Consider the following 21,592-nt stretch of genomic DNA (forward strand, 5'->3'; position numbering starts at 1 on the left):
ATTTCCCTAAAAAACAATGATGAAAATTTCCACCAATTCAAAAAAAGACGTTTATATCCATGCTGCCATCATAACCTTGTTATTAATGGTTCTATTTTTTGGTTTTTTCTTCGTGTATTTGCCTTGGAGCACCAATCACGGCGATGCTATTACTGTTCCTAATTTAAAAGGGTTGACGATGGAGGAGGCAGAAAACCTTTTGGATGAAAGAAATCTTGATTTTGAAGTAACTGACAGTACTTTTACGGCTGGCGTAAAACCTCTAACTGTACTTTCGCAATATCCTTTGGAAAACTCAAAAGTGAAACAAGGACGAAAAATTTATTTGACCATTAATACTGAAACAGCACCCATGATTAAGCTGCCCAAGCTTACAGAGATGTCTGTTAGAAGTGCCGAACAACAGTTATTGGTATCGGGTTTGTTAAAGCCTGATTTAGAATATCAGAACGATAGTCGCCAAAATGAAGTATTAGAAGTGAAGTTCGAAGGTACGAAAATCGATGCTGGTTCGTTAATTGCAAAAGGCTCTAAAGTTACACTGGTAGTAGGCAATGGAACCAATTCAGTAGAAATGGATGTGCCATGTGTGGTAGGACAATTGTATGACGAAGCTCAGATTGTTATCAAAGGCTCTGGTTTACAGATTGGTACTGTTATTTATGACCCAACCTCTACAGAACCAGCAGGAACGATTATCAAACAAAATCCTGAATGCGAAAATGGTAACAAAGTGCATTCTGGAGACATGGTAGACCTTTGGGTAGCTGGTAATCCACCGAATTGATATTTTACTTTTAAACGATTTCATGAAAAAAATATCTTCTGATTTAAATCAATCAAAAAATATAGTGTTGTGTGGTTTCACGCAACACTTCTTTATTTTTCTACTCTTATTGCTTACTCATCAAGTTTCAAATGCTCAGTTTTTTACGGTTCCAGTCAAACACGCAGTAGAAGATTTCCCTCAAAGTCGGGCTAGAATTACGGCTTTAACTCTTCCATTTTTTGATGATTTTTCGACGGTAAAAAATGGACAAGCTATACCCTCACTTTGGCAAACAGGCGGAGGCGTTTTTGTGAATAATACCTTAGCGGTCAATCAGCCAACGGTAAATGTTGCTACTTTTGATGGGCTTCAAGCGAATGGTTTTCCCTATGATTTTACGAATCAACTTACTCAGGGAGCTACCGATACGCTCACATCATTACCCATCTATTTGTCTGTAAATAGCCCATCAGATTCCCTGTATTTCAGTTTCTTTTGGCAAGGTAAAGGGCTAGGCGAACAACCAGATTTGTCAGATTCTTTAACGCTACAATTCTTGACAAATGGCAACACATGGAATACTGTTTGGGTACAAAAAGGCGTAAACCTACCTGCCAATTTTAGTCAGGTAATATTACCCATTCGTGCTAGCTTGTATTTTCATGGTAATTTTCAATTCCGTTTTCAAAGTTTTGGTCGAAAATCGGGACAGTTTGATGTTTGGCATTTAGACTATGTATGCTTGGCCAAGAAAAGCGATAATTCTATCAATGGGTATATTTTGGGAAATATTCTGAATAATCAGACCAATAAATTTGAAAGGGTTTCTTATCTAAAAGACATTGCCTGTAGTGATAATATCGAGCCAGTCTTGAAACGATATAGGGCTATGCCCATGGTTCAGTTTTTGGCTGGAAAGCCCTCGCCAGCCGCTGAAATTAATGACTCTACAGGTGTAAAGGTGAACAATTTGTATAGCAATAACAACGACGTAAATATCTATTATTCTGTACGAAACCTCAATTTAAATGCAGGCAGTGATACCTTACAAAAAGACCAAAGAGTAGGACGAGATGCCTTGACTGCGGGAGCTTCAAAAGTATTCAAATTCAAAAATAACTTTGCCAGTAAAGTTTCTGGCGATAAGGCATATTTGAATATGAAATTCTTTTTGGGAACACAAGATGCTAGTAATATCTCTTTTAGAAATAGCATTCTTACCCAAAACGACACCATTTCAACTACTGTAGCACTGGATAATTATTATGCTTATGATGATGGTACAGCCGAAGCAGGAGCGTATTTGAAAAAAGGGTTTGGTAGAGTAGCAGTACAGTTTGTAAACAATAAAGCAGATGTCGTGAAGGCTATTCGTATTAACCTTCAACCATCGCTGACTAGTATTGCTGGGAATGCTATTACCTTGCAAGTAATGGGCAATGACAAAGGTAAGCCAGGGCAAATCCTGAGAGGGCTTTATACAAAAGTACAGTACTCAGATATTCAGAATGGATTTATAGAATACGCTATTGACCCTGTGGCGGTTACGGATACTTTTTATGTTGGTTACCTTCAATTAACAGATGATGAACCCATTATTGTAGGCTTAGATAAAAACTCAGCACAGTTTACAAACAAACACTTTTTCAGTATCAGTAACGCTTGGACGAACGTAGCTAATGCCGATACAAGTATTTATAAAGCCATCAAAGGAAGCATGATGATTCGTCCTGTGATGGGAGGGAAGCCTTTGGATGTTGTGTTAGGAAACGAGCAAGAAATTCAAGATAAAAACTTGGTGGTTTCGCCTAATCCTAGTGCTGATGTGATTCATTGGAACGACTCTTCTTTAAAAAATGTTGAAATCTTAGATCTTTTTGGGAGAAGTATTTTACAAGAAAATGTTGATAGTCAATCGATTAATTTACAACATCTAAATTCTGGAATGTATCTTTTGCGACTTTCAAATGAACGTAATACATTTGTTAGAAAAATATGGATAAGTCATTAAAATTAACAATAAATAAAATCCCAATATAATGGATATTACGGTAGAAGAACTTAAAGAAAAAATGGACAAGGGCGATACATTCAATTTCCTTGATGTAAGAAATGAATATGAATATGAGGAACAGAATTTAGGTGCTAAGTTGATTCCCTTAAACGAATTACCTGACCGTTTGGATGAGATTGAAGCTTGGAAAAATGAAGAAATAATTGTTCATTGTCGTTCAGGTGCTCGTTCTGGTCAAGCAAAAGCATTTTTAACCGCAAATGGTTATACCAATGTTAGAAATGTATTAGGTGGTATTTTAGCTTGGAATCAATTAGACTAATCTTTTGTTCCGATTAAAAGCATATTTCGGGTGGTCTGTCGGAAGGCAGACCACTTTTATTTAACATGACTTCATCCAGTATTACGGCTACGGAATTTAAAGAGCGTTTGGCAAATCTTACTATTTTAGACATCCGAACTCCCTATGAAATTGAAGATTTTGATGTCGGAGGGATACAAATTCCTTTAGATGCATTGTTGCTTTCTGTAGAAAGCATAGCACATTTAAAAGATAAAGAAATTATAATTGTTTGTTATTCAGGCTTGCAAAGTGAAATAGCCAGAAAAATATTAGCCAAAAAAGGCTTTCAGCACATGAGAAATCTTGAAGGAGGCTTAGAAGCTTTCTTAGCACTATAAACGAAAGGTAAATTAGTTTATAGCATTTTAATAAATTAAAAGAAAGCCTTTAGGGATAAAAGCAGTATTTTTGAAAATAATTTTATTTTAAAATCAACATATTCAAATGTTATTAACATACATTGACTGGCATACTTCACCAGAAATTTTTGAGGTTTTCGGCTTCCCAATTCGTTGGTACGGACTAATGTTTGCAATGGCTTTTTTAGCAGGCTACCAAGTATTGAGTTACATCTTTAAAAAAGAAGGCAGACCAGTAGAAGAGGCAGATGAACTGTTGCTTTATGCAATGATTGCCACTGTAATTGGGGCTAGAATGGGGCATTATTTCTTTTATGAATATCCATTATTATTAAAAGACCCAGTTCATTTTTTCACTAGTATGATTACGCCACCATATGCAGGATTGGCTTCACATGGTGCGGTAATCGGGATGTTAATTGCCTTTTATTTGTATTCAAAAAAACGGAATACTCCTTATTTATACGTTACTGACAGAGTAGTTCCAACGGCAGCTTTAGGCGGAGCATTAATTCGTTTTGGTAATTTAATGAATTCGGAAATTGTAGGGAAGCAAACGGATGTGCCTTGGGCTTTTAAATTCTTTAATGACCCATCGCTTGGTCATGATTATTTCGAAGTAGTGCCTCGTCACCCCTCTCAATTATATGAATGTCTATCTTGCTTGGTGTTATTTGGAATATTAATGTGGTTTTGGTCAAGGAAAAAAGAAAAGACAACCAATGGTTTTATGACAGCCATTTTCTTGCTATATGTCTTCATCCTTAGATTCTTCTATGAGTTTTTAAAAGAGAACCAAGTAGCTTTTGAAAACCAAATGGAATTTAACATGGGTCAATGGTTAAGCGTTCCAGTAGTGCTTTTTGCGATAGGAATATTGGTTTTTGCATTTAAAAGTGATAAAAAAGGAGGTGTTTAAAAGCTTCCCTTCTGCTCAGTAGTGCGATTAAACTTTAACCTTTTATTTCTAGCGAGGAACTTAAGCCCCTCGCTAGAAATAAAAGGTTTGCTTTTTATAAGGGAGTGTTGTAATTAATGAAATTTTTTATGGATTACAATGTTCCTTTGTAGTTTGCGGACTTTTAACATCATTGATATATTGCGATTACTTAATCTCTTGATTTTGTTAACTTATTCCTCTTTAAATGTAATAACTTATTGTATTGATTATTAGCGAGTTTGCTTAATTTTTTTCATATTTGTTATAAATAAACATCAAACATTAATTATGAAAAAAGAAGAACAACAAGCTAAAGAAGAATTAGCAAAAGACAAAACTGAAATAGTTGAGAAGGTAGAAAGCTTAGCTACAGAAGCTACTGAGACAATTGAAGAAAAAGCAGCCGAAATTCCAGAAAAAGTGGAAGAAATAAAGGCTGAAGTTGTTGAAGAAACTACTGAAAAAATTGAAGATATTGAAGAAGATGTAACTAGTAAAACTGCCGAATTGAAAGTCGAAGCTACAGAAACACTTGAAGAAGTAAAAGAAACTGTTGCCGAGAAAGTTGAGGAAGCAGAAAGCAGTGATTTTGCTGCCAAAGTGGAAGAATTGAAAGAAGAAGCCAAAGATAAAATAGAGGCCGTAAAAGAAGCGGTTGTTGAAAAAATCGAGGAACTAAAAAATACCGATTTTTCAGCCAAAGCAGAAGAGCTGAAAACAGAAGCTACTGCGAAGTTTGATGAAGTAAAAGCCGAGGCAACTGAAAAATTTGAAGAAGCCAAAACTGCAGCTGCTGAGAAAATAGCAGAACTAAAAGAAGATACTTCAGAAAAACTAGCTTCGGTAAAAGAAACTGTAGCAGAAAAAATAGAAGAGCTAAAAAGCGTTGATGTTGCTGCGAAAGCAAAAGCCTTGAAAGAAGATGCTATTGAAGAGCTAACTGATTTGAAAGAGGACGTAGCAGAAAGCCTTGAAGAAGCTAAAGTAGTGGCTGCTGAAAAGATAGAAGAAGCAAAAGAGGCATCTAAAGGACTATGGGGTAAGATTAAGGGTATTTTTGGCTCGTAATTTTATCCAACTCTTATCTATCACTAGCGAGGGACTTAAGTCCCTCGCTAGTGATAGATAAGAGTTGAAAGCAAGTATTTACAAAGATGTGGGTAATTAATAGGTTTTAAATTTCTCCCCAAAATTAAAATTACATTCTGCTTTGTTTATTAATACACCTTATCGCTCTTTAAAGCACTGACACCAACCATCCCCGTTTTTAAAATACGTTTAGCACGCAGGTATCTTTTAAAGTTATAAGCATCAAAATTTGGTGCAGTAGCAATCATACTGCTGATAGTTACTTTATCAGAGGCATGGATAAATTCACCATTTCCTAGCCACATGGCTACGTGTACTACTCTTTCAGAACCGTCTTCACGCTTTTCGCCAAAGAATAATAAATCTCCAGTTTTCAAGTCTGCCCAATTCCCTGATTTATCAACGGTTTCACCCACCATTACTTGTTGCGAAGCATCACGAGGAAGCATAATGCCATTCAAAAAGTAAACCGTTTTTGTAAAACCACTACAGTCAACACCTTTGAATGAAGTACCACCCCATAAATACGGTACACCCATTAATCTTTTTGATGTTTTATCAAGACTCTCCCCAGTAATATTTAGTCCTGAAAGCCATTTATTATAAATACTTGCTTCGTTTTTAGCCACAAATCCTTTTCTATTATCCGCAAAGATTACTTGAAAGAAATCGTCTTTTTCAGCCTGTATTTCCAGGATACAGCCAGCCACTAAATCAGAAACAGTCTCTGAATTGACATTGGGTTCAGAATAGGCAACACCATACGAACGAGTGTATATAATTTTATTACTTGTCTCCCAACGTGTTAATTGTCCTTTATTGATGGCAGTAATGGCTCCTCTATCTACCCAAGCAATGTATTTGTCAGGCGTTTGAATCAGTAGCCAACCGTTGTCTTCTCTTTCTAAAATTTTCACAGGTGTTCCCATCAAAGCTTGTGATGCCAACTCGCCACTATGGCGTGGGGAATAGCGAATATTGCAAACAGAAACTTCTACCAAGCCATAAATTTTGTCTTCCAACTCAGCCTCAGGCAAGGTTTTTATTTCATCCACAACAGTATTATGAGCTTTCAGCTGATTAACCAAAGCATTTTTGGCTTCAATCAGGTTGGTTTTACCTGTTACAATCAATTGGTTGTCTTTTCGATAAGCATCAATTTGAAAGATAGCTGTGCGTTTGTCAGGTGCAAACCGCTGAGTAAAACTATCGATGATTTGTGTGACAGAAGAATCAGCAATATGTTTTATAAAAGATTTTTTATATGGTTTTATCGGTTTGGCAATAGTTGCAAAACTGATGAGTAAGCATAAAAGGAAGTATTTTTTCATGGCGTTGATGATTAAAGCAGTATTATTGAATGGAATGCATAAGTATTTCTAATTAAGAAAGCCCTAAAAAAGAACTCCTTCCAAATTTAACACTTGAAAGGAGTTTAGTACTAATAAAATTAAAGTTTTTGGATTTTATAAACTACCCGTTTATTGTCTTTATCGAACTGTAAAAAATACAAGCCGCTACTAAAACTACTGATATCCAAAACAGTTTCAGATTTAACCAAATCTTGTTCTAAAATATCTTTTCCCACGGCGTCAACAATCTTCAACTTTGTGTTTTTAAAATAGTCACTTCTAATTTTAACGAAGTCGGATGTCGGATTAGGGAACACTGTTATATTCAAATCTCTAGGGTCTTCATTAGCGGTGACAAGCTCTATCCTAACAATTCCTGTTCCTATGCCTTTGCCTAAGCAGTAGGCATCATTGAAGTCATATATTTTATAAGAAACAGAAGTTTTAGGAGTTATTGTTATGGTAAATGGCGAAGTTTCTATTTTATAAGATTGTGTTGTTGATTGGTCCATACCAAATCTAAAAAACCATGGAGGTGTACCATTAAAATCAAACTTTAAATTTATTGGTTTACTATCACTCATATAAACTAAAGAATCAAAACTTACTGTAGGGTTTATCATCACATTTAAAGGTGAAGAGCTAGCTGAACTACTTATATCCTTTTCTGTTGATACTACTCTAAAACGATAATTATTCCCTTCAGGTAAATCAACAGGAATGGTAACAAGTAATGGGCTACTTGTTCCTTGCATTTTTAAGTCCACAAAGTTTTCACCATTTTTATCAGAAATTTGTGCTGAAAATTTAGTGCCCGCTGCAAAATTTCCATTGGTGTAATAATATAAATTATAATTAGCCCCACGACATATATATTTATTGCCATAATTTGAATAAAATTCTGTACTAATACTTTTGCTTGAAATTGGGTTAACTATTATAGTAACATTACCTGATATTTTACTTAAACCACAAGTATTGTTAGCAGAAGTAAGGGTGTAAGTTGTTGTTTGGCTAGGTCTAACAGCAACCATATTTTCATAGTAATAAAAATTACCTTTCGTACCATCTGAAAGCTCATAGTTTCCAGCATCTACACTCAATAATTCACTTGATTTAAGTGAATTATTAGTAAGTTTGAAATAGGCCGTTTGCCCAGCATTGATGATTGTATTGCCAGTAATAGTAATATCAGATGTGGTGAAAATATTGAAGTTTTTGTCTGTATAAGTCTTTGTTAGGGCTGGCTTTGAAGAAATTACTTCTAATTGATAACTCCCAGTAAGAGCATCACTTGGTATTTTTAACTTTATATTCCCTGAAGCATTACTACTTTGCCCTACTTCATACTTAATATTTGGCTTCGATTTGTTTATAAAAGAAAATTTAAAAGTATTACCAGCTTCATATTCGCCTACAGGAGAATAATTTATTTCTATTTCTTTCCCGTTACAAACATTTAATGAACCAGTTGATTGAATGACTAGGGCTGGTATAATAGTAACTTTTACAGAACCAGTAACTGTTCCATAACCACAAATATTTTCAGTTGCTTTGATAGAAAATGTAGCACTTTTTTGGGGAGTAATGCTTATTGTGTTTCCAAGTGATTGAATGTTATAAGAGTATACCTTACCAAGGTTATCTTCAAGGGTAATATTTGTTGGTGTTACTGTGTTACTTTGATATTTTAATTTAATTTGCTCACCTCCATATACCGTTATTGTATCATAACCTAATTCGGTTGTCAAGCTTACATTATTAATAACATTGATTTTGTATTTTATCCATGGAGAAGACTGCTGCTCTTTCGTATTACTTATTAAACGAATAAAATAGTCTCCCTCTTTAATTTGAGTAGGAATCTTAACATTTATGGGGTTTTCGATTGTTTGGCTTACCAAATCTGTAAAGATGGAGTCTCTGATTGAGGCAATTTGCAGATTATATGTTGTTCCTATTTCGGCATCTCCTGAAATGGAATATGGATAGGTTAGATTAGCTCCTGAGCACACAGCTAAAAGGGGTGGATACTCTAGTAATGTATTACGACTTGGAATTATTTTAAAAGGGACAATTTTAATTTTTATATTGTTGTTACTAGTACCATTACCACATTCATTTGATATTGATAACAAAGAGTATGTAGTGCTTTTTGTAAAAGTTGGATAAAAATATTTATTTCTTCCGTATTCGATAGTCCCATCTGAAAAACTATATCCATAATTGCTATAAGTACGGTCATATACAGAGGAATTTTGAACATCTAAGTAGGTATTAATAGGTTCACCAGACAATAATATAGCTTCATTATTTGGTAAAGTAGGATAGGTCAAAATTGTTGCATTAGGTTTAGCATTAATCATTACATTTCGCTTATAACTACTCAGCACAGGATTGGTTGATACTGCCTGAATATAATATAAGTTTGTGCTACCTACTAAATTATTGGGGATTACCGCCTCTATTGATTCCCCTTTACCAGTTCCAATAACAGTAAAGTTTCTACTATCACTACCGCCTGTATAAAGTAAAACTTTAAATTCATTGTTATCTTGAAATTTACCTAAGGTATCAATTAATACTTTTATCTTATCGCCAGCACAAACTTGATTATTTACATATTTTATTGTTATATCATTTTTCTTTGGATTCTTTATGATGACATCAATCTTTTTATTTTCATTAATATATGTTGTCCCACATGAATTACTAACAGAAGTAAGTTTGAATGATGTATTTTTTATAACATTTATATCTATTACAGGAATATCGCCAGTTGTTCCATATCCAGGATAACTTCTATCCTCACAGTTAATAGAATCATTAAATACAAATGTCATAATACCATTACCAGTGGCTCTTACAGGGAGATATACTATTTCACTTTCTTGTATTTCAATGGGTTCAGTACGAATTAAGGTAGCATTAGGCTTATTTTTTATTTGAATTGTATTAGGACTATAAACTATATTTTTGTCATTGTTAAATGATATACCTAAACGGTAGTTAAGGTTTACCTTTTTGATATCAAAAAAAGTTTCAGGAATAATTAATTTTAATAAACCATTTTCGAAAGTAGCAGGAAGAATAGCTTTATGAGCATTTAAATCACTCAATACAGCCTTAAAAGAATTGGGATTCAATGATGAACTATTAAGACGAAATTTGGCGGAAATAGTTTGTCCTACACATATTTCTTTAAATTGTTGTATTGAATCAAGTACTACCCCAGGGTTGACAGTAACACTTGTGATATTTTGTCCACCAACACCTGAACCACACCCACTTGTAAAGGAAGCAATAGAATAGTTTTGTGATTGTTCAGGTTTGATTTGGAAATTCTGTTTGAGAGAAGAATTTGGTAATGAATAACTAATACCAGTTAAAGATATATTAGAGCCATCATTCATTTTTATCGTCCATGGTCCTAACCCTTTTGTAGTAAAAGTAAGGTCTGCTTTATTGCCCCAAATGACGTCAATATTTTCTTTGGCAATTTCTACATTACCTTTTTCTGCGATAAATATCTTAAAATCATACCATATTGAACTGGCTTTTGGACTACTACTAACAATTTGTAAAGAATAATAATATAAGCCCAGCCGAACCTTTTCAGGAATAATAGCTTCTATGATATTATCTTTAGCTACGGCATCAATTTCATAGATTTCATTGGCATCATTTTTAAGATTTATTTTAAATTTATTGTCAGTATTGATTTTGCCTGTGGCAGAATATGAAACTTTTAATGTGTTACCTACACATATTTTAGTGACGTTAGGTTCTAAAACTTTTAATCCTATTTCATTAATAGTTACATTCACATTCCCAGAACCGCTACCTCTACCACATATATTTTCAGTATAAGCTATTTGATAATTTGTTGATTTGATTGGATATACTGTATTATTATATGGATCGTTTGTCTCACCTCCATAAATTAAGTAATTGAGAGACATTTTGGTACTATCCTTGAGTGCTATCTTGATAGGAGTAGTGCCTGTTCCTGTAAATTTTAATACTGTACTAGCATATGGATTCACATTAAGTACTGAGGCTCCAGAAAGTGTAATGTTAGGTTTTGTATAAACTGCTGAGAAAAAAGATTCTTGACCAACAATGTTGGGTTTGGTTGCAACTACTCTAATAGATTGTTCAGAAGCTGAACTGTTATCTTCAGTGTAATAATTTAAAGGAATTGTTGCTTTTAAGGGACTTGTAGTTCCTTCTGTAGCTAAGTCAACCCATTTTTGGGAATAGATATTACTACCTTTAATCTGAACTTTAAAGCTATTTCCAGCATCAAAAATACCTGTAGTAGTAAATGGTACCGAGATAGCTTCTCCTTTACATGCAATTCCTATTATTTTTCCAGTAGTAATAGTTGGAACTTGCTGTGCTTTGAGGTGAAGAAATGAAAGAAGTAAAATAATAGTGGTAAGAATAAGTTTTTTCATAGAAAGTTTGAGAAAATGTGAACATGTATTGATAATTATTAGTGTAGGGCAAAGGTAGTATTTTTACTTATCATAACTCATCTTAAACTTACTTAAGTCTGCTTTAAATTTACGTGGTCGGCTTAGTTCATAGTTGTAAATCAATTGTCCTAAATTTTTCATGAATGGGAATCCTACCGTATCGTAATCGTAATGGTCGTCGTTGAAAACTTCATCATTATTACATAGCAATACCGTTGTTAGCATAAATTCTACGCCTGTTGAAAAATCTACGATGTAAGCATTGTCCAACAAAAAGCCATAAGCATCGCCTACTTTATTGAAGATTCGCATATTTGGATTTATCACTGCGTCTTTGCTACCTCCATACATCAAAAATTTACAATAGGCTGGGTAAAAATCAGGGGCTTCGTATTTCGGATAAGTACTTTCAGTAGGCATTTGCGACATATATTGATATAGGAATTTATAGTCAGCATCAGTCAATTGAAAACGTTGTTTAGCAGAAATAGCCTCGGGGAAAAGTACAGATTTTAGTATAGCTTGTTGTTCTAATAATGGGAAAAAGTTTTTATCAGTAAAAGCAAAAGACTCGTTTACTAATGAGTCACCTCGCATATAACCTTTACCTATCGTGATGGGCGTAGGCGAAACATAGTTTTTTTCAGAAATCACCATTGGTTGTTCATAAAGTACTTTCTCTCCATTCATAAACTTAATAGGATTTGTTCTACGATTTTGCTCGCGGTTCATACCTACTTGTAAACGGTGGTAAATACGGGTATCCTGATAACCTTTTTGACGAAGCGTTTCATTAAAAGCTTCTTGCCCCATGAATTCATATAGACGGTTGAAAGCATCATTGTCGGAAACCATCAATATCTTTTTAATATAATGTGCTACCGAAGGCAAACCATTTTCAGCAGTAGAATCTTTGGTAACAGGCGTATGGCGTTCGTATTCCGCTCCTGTAAACATCGGTGTTTCTTTCGTGAGCCCTTTGATATTTAACTTGTTAATTTTCTCTAAAGCCATTACACTAGCAGGAAACTTTACTGTACTGGCTGGATAAAAGTATTCCGTGTTATTGATTCTGAAACCATAACTAGTGAAAGTCGGACGGTTCTTTTTGTCTCTATCAATCTGCGTATAAAGAATCTGAACGCGGTATTTATCCGCATTGTCAATAATCTCCTTAAATTGCTCTGGCTTGGTGGCTAATAATTTCGGAAGCAATTCAGTGTTGAGTTGCTGTGCTTGAATAGAAGATGAAATCACAAGTAAGAGAATAGTTAAAAGCTGTACGCTTAAAGATTTGTATCGTTTTTTCATTAGCTTATTAGTTGATGGTTAGTTTAACTCAATTGACTTTTCTGGGGACACTTTATCTCACACTGTTCTTATATGTCGATTGAATCGACATATAAGAACAGATATGTCGATTTTTTTAAAAAAAATCGACATATTAAACTGGAGATACAATAAGTTATTGCGATAAGACATCTATAAGTCTATGATTAATATAATAGGTTTCTCTACCTATTTTCATTGAATGTAACCATCCTAACAGTTCTATTTTCTTTAGGTATTCAGAAGCTGTTTGACGCTTAGCAATCCCAAATTGTTCTAATATTCCAATTTTGATATATGGATGACTAAAAAGTAAATCAAGCAACTCTTTAGAAAATGCCAATTTAAGTTCATTTTTTATTTCTATTTCGGCTTGTTGCTTCAATTCAAGAATAGTATTTATTTTTTTTAGCGTCATTGCCGCTGTTTCCGCTACACCATTTACAATATAAAGCACCCACTCTTCCCATTTATTTTCTTCAGTAACTTCTCTCAACAAGCGATAGTAGTCATTCTTATTCTTGATAATATAGCGACTCAAATACAAAATAGGAAGTCCAAGTAAGTTTTGCTGAATAAGATACAATACGTTCAAAATTCTACCAGTTCTGCCATTCCCATCATTAAAAGGATGGATGGCTTCGAACTGATAATGAATTAGAGCCATTTTGATTAATGGATCTAATGCTGAAAACTCATCATCATTGATAAAAATTTCTAGATGGCTCAATTTTTTTCTAATAATATCTTCACCTTCTGGTGGAGTGTAAACAATTTGACCATTAGCAGGATTAGTTATTTTAGTGCCACTATTTTTCCTGATATCTTCATTAATATTTCTTAATCTTTGCATAATACCTATTAGCAAATTTGTAGAGATGATATTGTTTTTTTTTAATTGTCCAATGCCCCAATACATTGCTTTACGGTATTGTAATACTTCTTTAGAGGCTTGATTTTTAATGTTTTCGCCCATTAACGTTGCTTGATATAGCTCGTCCTGTGTAGTAACTATATTTTCTATTTCATTAGATTCCTTACTTTCCTGAAGTATAATAGTATTAAGTAATAAATCTGGATTAGGCAAAGTTTGACAGTAGCCTTTAAGTTCGGCTAAAAGTTTATTAGCATTTATGGCTGATTTAAAAATTATTGTAGTTTCTAGGTTTACCTTTGGGGGTATATCTGGTAAACTATTAAATGGTATATTTTTATCAAATGCTTTCATATTTTCTTCTATATTTTGTGGTATTGGCTTTCAGGATAGTTGCCATGTCCTCATAATCATTACGCCTAAATTCTTGGCTCTATAAATGTTTTTTTGTCCATAACTCAATCATAAGACAAACCTTTTACTTCCAACCATTCAATACCGCTGTCAATATATCCAAATTCTCTTTGGTATGCAAGGCGCTTATTACTAATCTGGTAACGGGTAAATCATTAGCTGTTGGATATGGAAAACAAGCCGTCATAATACCATGTTGTTTGAGGTATTCATGCAACCCTACCTGATGGGTGCAATAAGCAGGATAATTTTTGATGGAATCTATCCCAAGGTCTGGCTTAACTAAATGATTGAAGTATTCAATATTTTCTAATAGCTTTTCACGTTGTTCATCAAAAATCTCAATAGAGGTAACAAAGGCTTCTAACAAAGCGGGCATCATGGGCGACGCTCCAGAAAACATTGGGAAATACCTGATTTGTTCTATAAAATCATTATCTGAAAAAATTACTCCTCCTGTCATACCCATCGCTTTGTTGAGCGAGGAGGTAATCACTAAACGAATATTGTTTGAATGAATCTCAGGTAAATCTATCCCAAAACTGTGTGAAGCATCTATCACAACAGTAATGTTTTTATCAATTGGAAGTGATTTAATCCATTCAAAATCAAAATACTCAACATAAGGAGAACCTACAGTATCGCTACAAATAACGATGTTTTTTGCCTCAGAATTTTTGATGGTTTCTGCAATAGTCTTAGCCCAAACTTGATAAGTATCCGTTGAAGATTGCATAAAATCATTCCATAAGGCGGGATGAGTTTTGGGAGCGAAAAAGAAAGCATTGTCTTTACTTTTTAAAAAATTAACGACTAGTTGCCCTGCCCACATACCTGACGAAACGGTTAGTGCTGAAGGCATTTTTGCAAAATCTGCCAATACTTTTTCTGCCTTGTCATAAATGCTTAATTGAACAGTATTATTCCTAGAACTACCCCAAGATGTACCATATTGGTCAACTGCTTTAATAAAATTCTCTTTAAAAACAGGATGGTGGGGAATACCCAAATACGAAGTACCGCTAAACCAAAGGTAGCGTTGCTCGTCACTGATTAAAGTATTACTGGGAATTTTATTAGTAAGGTATTTCATGTTTGTAGCTATGAGCTGTGAGCGATGAGCCGTGAGATTTGAGCAGGGAGCAATTTAGAAGATGTTAAGTGAGTGGTAAAGCTTATTTTAATCTGTAGTTGAAAATTTCATCACTCAAATCTTACTACTCATCGCGCAAAGCTTATTGCTCACAGCTCAAATCTCACAGCTTATTAAATCAAATTCGCTCCAGTTCCGTTTTCTTGGGCGTAAATTACTTTTCCGTAATCGATGGTTACACCTGTTGAGATTTGGTCATCTACCAACAAAATGCCGTCCATGTCTACATAATCTAATAAAGGCAATAATTGGGCAATAGCCGAACAGCCTACATTTGATTCTGTCATACAACCGACCATTACTTTCAAGCCTAGTTGATGTGCCTGCGCAATCATTCTACGGGCAGGCGTCAAGCCTCCGCACTTCATCAATTTTACATTTACACCATGAAAGAACCCAAAGCAACGGGCAACGTCTTCTTCCACAATACAACTTTCGTCGGCAATGATGGGTAAAGCAGATTCCGCGAATACCTTTTTCATGCCTTCCCAGTTGTCTGCTTTCATGGGCTGTTCTATAAATTCTACGCCTAATTCTTTGAGGGCAAACGAGTTTTTGATGGTTTCTTCAACTGTCCATGCCGTGTTGGCATCTACCCTAAAAACAGCATCAGTATGTTTTCTTAGTTCTTGAATAATTTTGATGTCCTCTTTAGTTCCTAATTTTATTTTATACAACGGAAAAGGTACTTCTTGCATTTTCTCTACCATTTTCTCAATGGTATCAATTCCGATGGTATAATCTGTAATAGGGTTTTTAGCCGTATCTAATCCCCACAGTTTATACAAAGGTTGTCCTTTTTTCTTAGCCCAAAGGTCGTTAGCAGCAATATCTAAGGCACATAGTGCAAAAGGGTGTTCATCTTTTAGATGAGGATATAAATCATCCCAGAATTGCTCGGGACTTTGTAAATCGTAGTTTTCAATGATTGAACGAACGCCTTCTAATTGTGCCGACATTTTAGCCATCGTAACACCATAATAAGGCGTTTCGGTAGCCTCGCCAAAACCACTGAATTCGCCATCGCGAAGTTCGACGATGAGGGTTGGTTGTACATCCCGAGATTCGTGAGTGATGGTAAAAGTATGGCGGAGTTTTAGATTAAACGAGTGAAGGATTAGTTGCATTGATGATACATTGGTTTTTTGAAATATCAAGTTAGTAAAAAAGTGGCAGATTTTATAGCGATATTTTGAATAGCAAAGAAGAAAGGTTTCTTTACAAAATACCTCAACGTATCAATTTGTCATTTTTGGTAAAAATGCCATTTTTATCAAAAAACTGTAAAAAAAATAAACTTTTTGACCAATTTAATAAAAAAATGACCTGTTTTTGCTTAAAAAAGTGTAAATTTGAAGAAATTAGAAATTTGATATTTTTATAGATTTTTATTCACAACACACTTTTACAAGAAATTTAGGTTGAAAAAACCGACAGTTTTTGTGGAAGTGTTTTTATTTTATCTTGAAGTGAATCTCTAAACTCAGTATACAAATTATCTCTATCCTTATGTTAGCAACCATAAAAAAATATACATTTCATCCAGTAGTACCTTTTGATTTTCAGAGGGATACCATCTATGAAATTGATTTAACAAAAAATAATGCTGATTTAGAGGAATTAAATTTGTCTGATACGGCTTTATTTAATGAGTACGTTACTGAAAAAATTAAGGAAGCAAAGGCCGTATGCGCCGTTGGTGGTTACCTCGAAAATCGTTATATTTATCGTAGAAGCGAACATTTCCAGCAAAGCGGTGAAGGACGTTCTATTCATTTGGGTATTGACATTTGGGCTCCAGCAGGAACACCAGTATTTGCTCCACTAATCGGTAAAGTACATAGCTTTCAAAACAATAAAGGTTTTGGAGATTACGGCCCGACCATCATTCTTGAACATCAATTAGAAGGGAAAACTTTTTATACTTTGTACGGACATTTGAATGAAGAATGTCTTGAAGGTTTGTATGAAGGGAAAAATATTGAAGAGGGTGAACAAATAGCCCTTTTTGGAGATTTCCCGATTAATGGCGATTGGCCTCCTCATTTACACTTTCAAGTAATGACGGATATGCTGGGCTGTAAGGGCGATTTTCCAGGTGTTTGCGAGCCATCCAAAAAGGCTGAATATGCCGAAATTTGTATCGATGGTGCTCACATGTTGGGTATGAAATGATAATTATTTATTCGATAAAGATAACGTGTCATATTTATCTGTTTGATTATCAGTAATATAATGTTATATTATGCTAGTTTTAGTTTATTAAATATCGTCAGCACCAGACAGCATGACATTTACAACCTCTTTTTAAAACAAAAAATTATCTTATGCGCATAGGCTTTTTAACGATTGATTGGATTGATTTTTTAGATATTTTATTGGTAGCATACATGCTGTATCAGATTTATAAACTGATTCAGGGAAGTATTGCTAACAAAATTTTCTTTGGTTATATTCTTATTTATGGTGTTTACTTGGTGTCTAAAGCACTAGGAATGGAGTTCCTGTCTTCTATCTTAGGACAGTTTATGAATATGGGTGTGTTGGCACTATTGATTATTTTCCAACAAGAAATCCGACGCTTTTTGATGATGCTTGGTCGTTCTACCTCATTTCGCGAAAATCCTTTGCTAAAAAGATTTTATACACCGAAAGTATCTAAAGAGAATTTCACTACATTACAGTCGATACTCGATGCGGTAAAAGTAATGGCAACGAATTATACAGGAGCTTTGATTGTGATAGAAAAAGAAGACGATTTGAAAAAATTTATCGAATCGGGCGATGTATTGGATGCGGAAGTATCAAAACGATTATTATTGACTATTTTCCATAAAAACAGTCCTTTACACGATGGTGCCGTCATCATCAAAGGTGGCAGACTAGCTGCGGCTCGTTGTATGTTGCCCGTTTCTGAAAGTGGTACAATTTCTCCAGCCTTAGGATTTAGACACCGTGCTGCCTTTGGAATGAGTGAACAAACGGATGCAGCCATCATTGTAGTATCAGAAGAAAAAGCAGAAGTATCATTCGTGAATCACGGTGGTATCTTTAGAAATATGTCTATTCAGGATTTAGAAATAAAATTGAAGGATTATATTTTGAAGGAGTAGATTATAAGACGCTAGAAGCAAGACACAAGATAAGAGATAAGAATTTCTCAATTCGTGGTCTGTGGCACACAGAACACAAATTAAAATTTTATTCTTATCCCTAGCGAGGGACTTAAGTCCCTCGCTAGGGATATTTATTTTCTATAATCTTTTCTATAAGCCCGAAGGGATGAAAGGATTATAGAAAATATCTAGATTCTAACCCCGATGGGGTGACATAAATTTTTAATCTTATACATTTTCACCCGATTGTATCACCCTTTCAGGGTTCTGACAATATTACATTAATTGTTTGCTATAATCATTCCATCCCTTCGGGATTATGGTCTACAAGATATAAGACACTAGAAGTAAGACAAAAGATTTAGTTTTAATACCTTTCTTTAAGTCTTTAGTCTTGTGTCTTTAGTCTATAAAACCCTTCAAAGCCATTTGATAAACAGGCAACACCCGTTTACGTGCAAAATCATGATTGACGATAGGTGCAGGATAATCGAAAGTATTTAATTCTGGCACCCATTTTTTGATATATTCCAGTTGCTTATCAAACTTTTGTGTTTGTAAAGTCGGATTGAAAACCCTAAAGTAAGGTGCCGCATCGCAACCGCTCCCTGATGCCCATTGCCAACCACCATTGTTGGCTGCAAAATCAAAATCTAATAGCTTTTTAGCAAAATAAGCCTCGCCCCAACGCCAATCGATTAGTAAATGTTTGGTCAAAAAAGAAGCTACAATCATCCTAACACGGTTGTGCATGAAGCCTGTGGTATTCAATTCACGCATACCAGCATCTACGATAGGATAGCCCGTTTTGCCTTCACACCAAAGCTCAAACTCCTTTTCATTATTTCGCCAGATAATTTTGTCATACTCTTTCCTGAAAGCCTGTCCTTGCGAGATATGTGGGAAGTGATAAAGAATATTGAAATAAAAATCTCGCCAGATTAATTCATTCAGCCATGTTTCTGATAACGATTGAGCTTTGCGTGCTAATTCACGGATGCTAACTGTACCAAAGCGTAGATGAACAGATAACTTAGAAGTGCCTTCGATTGCGGGGAAATCTCGGTTGTCGGCATAGCTACGAATAATACCATCTCGCACTTGTTTACTAGGAAATTTTATCTTGACTGCTTGAAATCCCATCATGGCTAAGGTTGGTATTTCAAAAGGCTTTGTTTGAAGAAAATTATCAAAGTACTTTTCAGTAGGATATGATTTCAAATAAAATGCATTTACCTTCTCTTTCCATTTACGGCTATAGGGTGTAAAAACAGTATAAGGCGTTCCTGCACCCGAAAGGACTTCATTTTTCTCAAAAACGACTTGGTCTTTATAAGTACTAAAGCCAACGCCTTCGCTAGTCACAAATTCACGGACGCTCTCATCTCTTTCATGGGCATACTGTTCATAGTCATGATTGGTATAAATCGTATCTATGTCATATTCATCAAGCAATGCCGGAAAAACTTCTTCAGGCGTACCATATTTTACTAAAACAGTACTGCCCATAGCAGTTAAAAATGCTTGGATTTCGGTTAGCGCCTCGTGAATAAATGCTACTCTGCGGTCATGTTTATCGTCGAGTTTATCCAGAATATTTTTGTCAAAAATAAAGATTGGTAATACTGGCACACCTTTTTTAAGGGCATGGTATAATCCTGCATTATCGTGTAAGCGGAGGTCTCGACGAAACCAAAAAATCGAAATTTTAGACATTTTAATAGAGAATAAGGAAAATGAAAATTGGTTACTCTGAACTAACTATTTCAATCTGAATTTGTTCGATAGATTTATTGTATTCAAAACATAAATCAGTGTAAAGTTCTACAGGAAAGCCAGAAAATGGATTGAAAACCAAGTGGTTTTGGGATAATTCAGAAAAATATATTACTTATTAAAAAAAATATTGTCAAATATTATAGGCCAAAAAGAGCTATTGAAGAAGCATATACAGGTTTATTTGAAAAATTAACTAAAAGAATCAACTAAAAGTGTAATTTATTATCATATTGTATTGACAAGCCCTATCTGGAAATTGTATATTTGCAAGAATCGTATTGAAGTCATTTATCTATAGGGTGGGAGACTTTAGTATAAAACCAAGATTTTTGTTTTGATTTTATACGATAAAAGCCCTAGTAGCAATCATGTTATCAAACAAAACCGAAGATTAAAACCGTAAGAAATGACTCCAGGCGAAAAAACCGCAAACATTATTAGAATGAAATTATCTGAGTTCAGATTCGACCTCCCTAATAACCTCATTGCCTTGTACCCACCAGAGAACAGAGGTGAATCACGATTAATGGTGGTAAATAGAAAAACAAAAACTATTGAGCATCGTATGTTCACCGACATTTTGGATTATTTTGATGACGGTGATGTAATGGTTACAAACGACACTAAAGTTTTCCCTGCTCGTTTGTTCGGTCAGAAAGAAAAAACAGGTGCAAAAATTGAAGTATTTTTACTTCGTGAATTAAATAGAGAACACCGTCTTTGGGATGTATTAGTTGATCCTGCTCGTAAAATCAGAGTAGGTAATAAATTATATTTTGGTGATAGTGATTTAGTGGCAGAAGTAATTGATAATACTACTTCACGTGGACGTACTATTCGTTTCTTGTACGATGGTGACCACAAAGCTTTGATGAAAGCGATTCACCAATTAGGCGAAACGCCACTACCAGATGAAATCCGTTTTAAACGTAAAGTAGAAGCGGCTGACGAAGAGCGTTATCAAACAATTTATGCTGAACACGTGGGTGCTGTAGCGGCTCCAACAGCAGGTTTGCACTTCAACAAAATCATCATGAAACGCTTAGAGTTGAAAGGTATCAACTTTACGCCACTTACCTTGCATGTTGGTTTAGGAACTTTCCGTCAGGTAGATGTTGAAGACTTAACAAAGCACAAAACTGATTCTGAAAATTTTAACATCACAGAAAAAACTTGTGAGGTGGTGAATGAAGGAATTGATAACAAAAAGAAAATCTGTGCAATTGGAACAACTGTTTTGAAGGCGTTGGAATCTTCTGTATCTGCGGATGGTCACTTAAAACCTATCGAAGGCTGGACAGATAAATTTATTTTCCCTCCATACGATTTCAGAATCCCGAATGCATTATTAACTAATATGCACTTGCCAGAATCAATTTTATTGATGATGACTTCTGCTTTTGGTGGGTATGATTTGATTAAGGAAGCTTATCAAATTGCTATCAAAGAGAAATATAAATTCTTTAGTTATGGCGATGCCATGTTGATTATCTAAGATGTACTATATATAATCAGCACTTTTCAGGCGAAAGACATTAGGCAATATTCATAGCTTAGGTCTTTCGCCTGATTGTTTTATG

At 34.7% G+C, this 21,592-nt stretch carries 16 protein-coding genes; 9 read left to right on the forward strand and 7 right to left on the reverse strand.

The window, feature by feature from the left end; all coding sequences use genetic code 11:
- Window positions 1-16 precede the first annotated feature (16 nt).
- The 6 genes from J2Y60_RS08495 to J2Y60_RS08520 all read left to right on the forward strand — a co-directional run bounded on the left by J2Y60_RS08495 (window position 17) and on the right by J2Y60_RS08520 (window position 5,493).
- Window positions 17-787, forward strand: coding sequence for a PASTA domain-containing protein (locus tag J2Y60_RS08495; RefSeq protein ID WP_309923152.1), 771 nt, complete (start codon window positions 17-19; stop codon window positions 785-787).
- Window positions 788-809: 22 nt separating this feature from the next.
- On the forward strand, window positions 810-2,780 hold the full coding sequence (locus J2Y60_RS08500; protein WP_309923150.1) for a T9SS type A sorting domain-containing protein: 1,971 nt from the start codon (window positions 810-812) through the stop codon (window positions 2,778-2,780).
- A gap of 28 nt (window positions 2,781-2,808) precedes the next feature.
- Entirely contained in the window at window positions 2,809-3,105 is a 297-nt protein-coding gene (locus J2Y60_RS08505) for a rhodanese-like domain-containing protein (RefSeq protein WP_309923148.1), read from the forward strand.
- 65 nt (window positions 3,106-3,170) lie between these two features.
- The gene (locus tag J2Y60_RS08510; RefSeq protein WP_309923145.1) at window positions 3,171-3,464 is read left to right on the forward strand and encodes a rhodanese-like domain-containing protein; all 294 of its coding nucleotides are present in this window, start codon (window positions 3,171-3,173) and stop codon (window positions 3,462-3,464) included.
- A 106-nt stretch (window positions 3,465-3,570) separates the two neighbouring features.
- Entirely contained in the window at window positions 3,571-4,404 is an 834-nt protein-coding gene (lgt, locus tag J2Y60_RS08515; protein WP_309923143.1) for a prolipoprotein diacylglyceryl transferase, read from the forward strand.
- A gap of 309 nt (window positions 4,405-4,713) precedes the next feature.
- A complete protein-coding gene (locus J2Y60_RS08520; RefSeq protein ID WP_309923141.1) occupies window positions 4,714-5,493 on the forward strand; it encodes a hypothetical protein in 780 nt (259 codons plus the stop codon).
- Between the two features lie 149 nt (window positions 5,494-5,642).
- Here the strand turns inward: J2Y60_RS08520 and J2Y60_RS08525 are convergent, their stop codons facing one another.
- The 6 genes from J2Y60_RS08525 to J2Y60_RS08550 all read right to left on the reverse strand — a co-directional run bounded on the left by J2Y60_RS08525 (window position 5,643) and on the right by J2Y60_RS08550 (window position 16,244).
- On the reverse strand, window positions 5,643-6,845 hold the full coding sequence (locus J2Y60_RS08525; protein ID WP_309923139.1) for a C40 family peptidase: 1,203 nt from the start codon (window positions 6,843-6,845) through the stop codon (window positions 5,643-5,645).
- Between the two features lie 119 nt (window positions 6,846-6,964).
- Window positions 6,965-11,326 (reverse strand): T9SS type A sorting domain-containing protein, encoded by a 4,362-nt coding sequence (locus J2Y60_RS08530; protein ID WP_309923137.1) that lies wholly within the window; start codon window positions 11,324-11,326, stop codon window positions 6,965-6,967.
- A gap of 63 nt (window positions 11,327-11,389) precedes the next feature.
- Window positions 11,390-12,658 carry a serine hydrolase gene (locus tag J2Y60_RS08535; RefSeq protein WP_309923134.1) on the reverse strand — a complete coding sequence of 423 codons (1,269 nt, stop codon included), beginning with the start codon at window positions 12,656-12,658 and terminating at the stop codon, window positions 11,390-11,392.
- Window positions 12,659-12,812: 154 nt separating this feature from the next.
- Window positions 12,813-13,904: a Fic family protein gene (locus J2Y60_RS08540; protein ID WP_309923132.1), complete on the reverse strand. Its 1,092-nt coding sequence runs from the start codon at window positions 13,902-13,904 to the stop codon at window positions 12,813-12,815.
- A 124-nt stretch (window positions 13,905-14,028) separates the two neighbouring features.
- On the reverse strand, window positions 14,029-15,057 hold the full coding sequence (locus J2Y60_RS08545) for an aminotransferase class I/II-fold pyridoxal phosphate-dependent enzyme (RefSeq protein ID WP_309923130.1): 1,029 nt from the start codon (window positions 15,055-15,057) through the stop codon (window positions 14,029-14,031).
- A gap of 173 nt (window positions 15,058-15,230) precedes the next feature.
- The gene (locus tag J2Y60_RS08550) at window positions 15,231-16,244 is read right to left on the reverse strand and encodes a dipeptide epimerase (RefSeq protein ID WP_309923128.1); all 1,014 of its coding nucleotides are present in this window, start codon (window positions 16,242-16,244) and stop codon (window positions 15,231-15,233) included.
- Between the two features lie 382 nt (window positions 16,245-16,626).
- Between J2Y60_RS08550 and J2Y60_RS08555 the strand changes: the two genes are divergently transcribed.
- The gene (locus J2Y60_RS08555; RefSeq protein ID WP_309923127.1) at window positions 16,627-17,292 is read left to right on the forward strand and encodes a peptidoglycan DD-metalloendopeptidase family protein; all 666 of its coding nucleotides are present in this window, start codon (window positions 16,627-16,629) and stop codon (window positions 17,290-17,292) included.
- Window positions 17,293-17,444: 152 nt separating this feature from the next.
- On the forward strand, window positions 17,445-18,230 hold the full coding sequence (gene cdaA, locus J2Y60_RS08560; RefSeq protein WP_309923125.1) for a diadenylate cyclase CdaA: 786 nt from the start codon (window positions 17,445-17,447) through the stop codon (window positions 18,228-18,230).
- Window positions 18,231-18,635: 405 nt separating this feature from the next.
- Here the strand turns inward: cdaA and J2Y60_RS08565 are convergent, their stop codons facing one another.
- A complete protein-coding gene (locus tag J2Y60_RS08565) occupies window positions 18,636-19,949 on the reverse strand; it encodes a deoxyribodipyrimidine photo-lyase (RefSeq protein WP_309923122.1) in 1,314 nt (437 codons plus the stop codon).
- 505 nt (window positions 19,950-20,454) lie between these two features.
- Here J2Y60_RS08565 and queA point away from each other — a divergent pair.
- Complete coding sequence (gene queA, locus J2Y60_RS08570) at window positions 20,455-21,507, forward strand: tRNA preQ1(34) S-adenosylmethionine ribosyltransferase-isomerase QueA (RefSeq protein ID WP_309923315.1); 1,053 nt, start codon at window positions 20,455-20,457, stop codon at window positions 21,505-21,507.
- Window positions 21,508-21,592 lie beyond the last annotated feature (85 nt).

Source organism: Arcicella sp. BE140, assembly GCF_031456255.1.
GTDB classification, from domain to species: domain Bacteria; phylum Bacteroidota; class Bacteroidia; order Cytophagales; family Spirosomataceae; genus Arcicella; species Arcicella aquatica.

Bases quoted from the DNA above. Each gene is read 5' to 3' on its own strand.
- J2Y60_RS08565 (WP_309923122.1), bottom strand. From the start codon at position 19,949: ATGTCTAAAATTTCGATTTTTTGGTTTCGTCGAGACCTCCGCTTACAC.
- J2Y60_RS08500 (WP_309923150.1), top strand. From the start codon at position 810: ATGAAAAAAATATCTTCTGATTTAAATCAATCAAAAAATATAGTGTTG.
- J2Y60_RS08505 (WP_309923148.1), top strand. From the start codon at position 2,809: ATGGATATTACGGTAGAAGAACTTAAAGAAAAAATGGACAAGGGCGAT.
- J2Y60_RS08550 (WP_309923128.1), bottom strand. From the start codon at position 16,244: ATGCAACTAATCCTTCACTCGTTTAATCTAAAACTCCGCCATACTTTT.
- J2Y60_RS08510 (WP_309923145.1), top strand. From the start codon at position 3,171: ATGACTTCATCCAGTATTACGGCTACGGAATTTAAAGAGCGTTTGGCA.
- lgt (WP_309923143.1), top strand. From the start codon at position 3,571: ATGTTATTAACATACATTGACTGGCATACTTCACCAGAAATTTTTGAG.
- J2Y60_RS08495 (WP_309923152.1), top strand. From the start codon at position 17: ATGATGAAAATTTCCACCAATTCAAAAAAAGACGTTTATATCCATGCT.
- J2Y60_RS08530 (WP_309923137.1), bottom strand. From the start codon at position 11,326: ATGAAAAAACTTATTCTTACCACTATTATTTTACTTCTTTCATTTCTT.
- J2Y60_RS08540 (WP_309923132.1), bottom strand. From the start codon at position 13,904: ATGAAAGCATTTGATAAAAATATACCATTTAATAGTTTACCAGATATA.
- queA (WP_309923315.1), top strand. From the start codon at position 20,455: ATGAAATTATCTGAGTTCAGATTCGACCTCCCTAATAACCTCATTGCC.
- J2Y60_RS08555 (WP_309923127.1), top strand. From the start codon at position 16,627: ATGTTAGCAACCATAAAAAAATATACATTTCATCCAGTAGTACCTTTT.
- J2Y60_RS08520 (WP_309923141.1), top strand. From the start codon at position 4,714: ATGAAAAAAGAAGAACAACAAGCTAAAGAAGAATTAGCAAAAGACAAA.
- cdaA (WP_309923125.1), top strand. From the start codon at position 17,445: ATGCGCATAGGCTTTTTAACGATTGATTGGATTGATTTTTTAGATATT.
- J2Y60_RS08525 (WP_309923139.1), bottom strand. From the start codon at position 6,845: ATGAAAAAATACTTCCTTTTATGCTTACTCATCAGTTTTGCAACTATT.
- J2Y60_RS08535 (WP_309923134.1), bottom strand. From the start codon at position 12,658: ATGAAAAAACGATACAAATCTTTAAGCGTACAGCTTTTAACTATTCTC.
- J2Y60_RS08545 (WP_309923130.1), bottom strand. From the start codon at position 15,057: ATGAAATACCTTACTAATAAAATTCCCAGTAATACTTTAATCAGTGAC.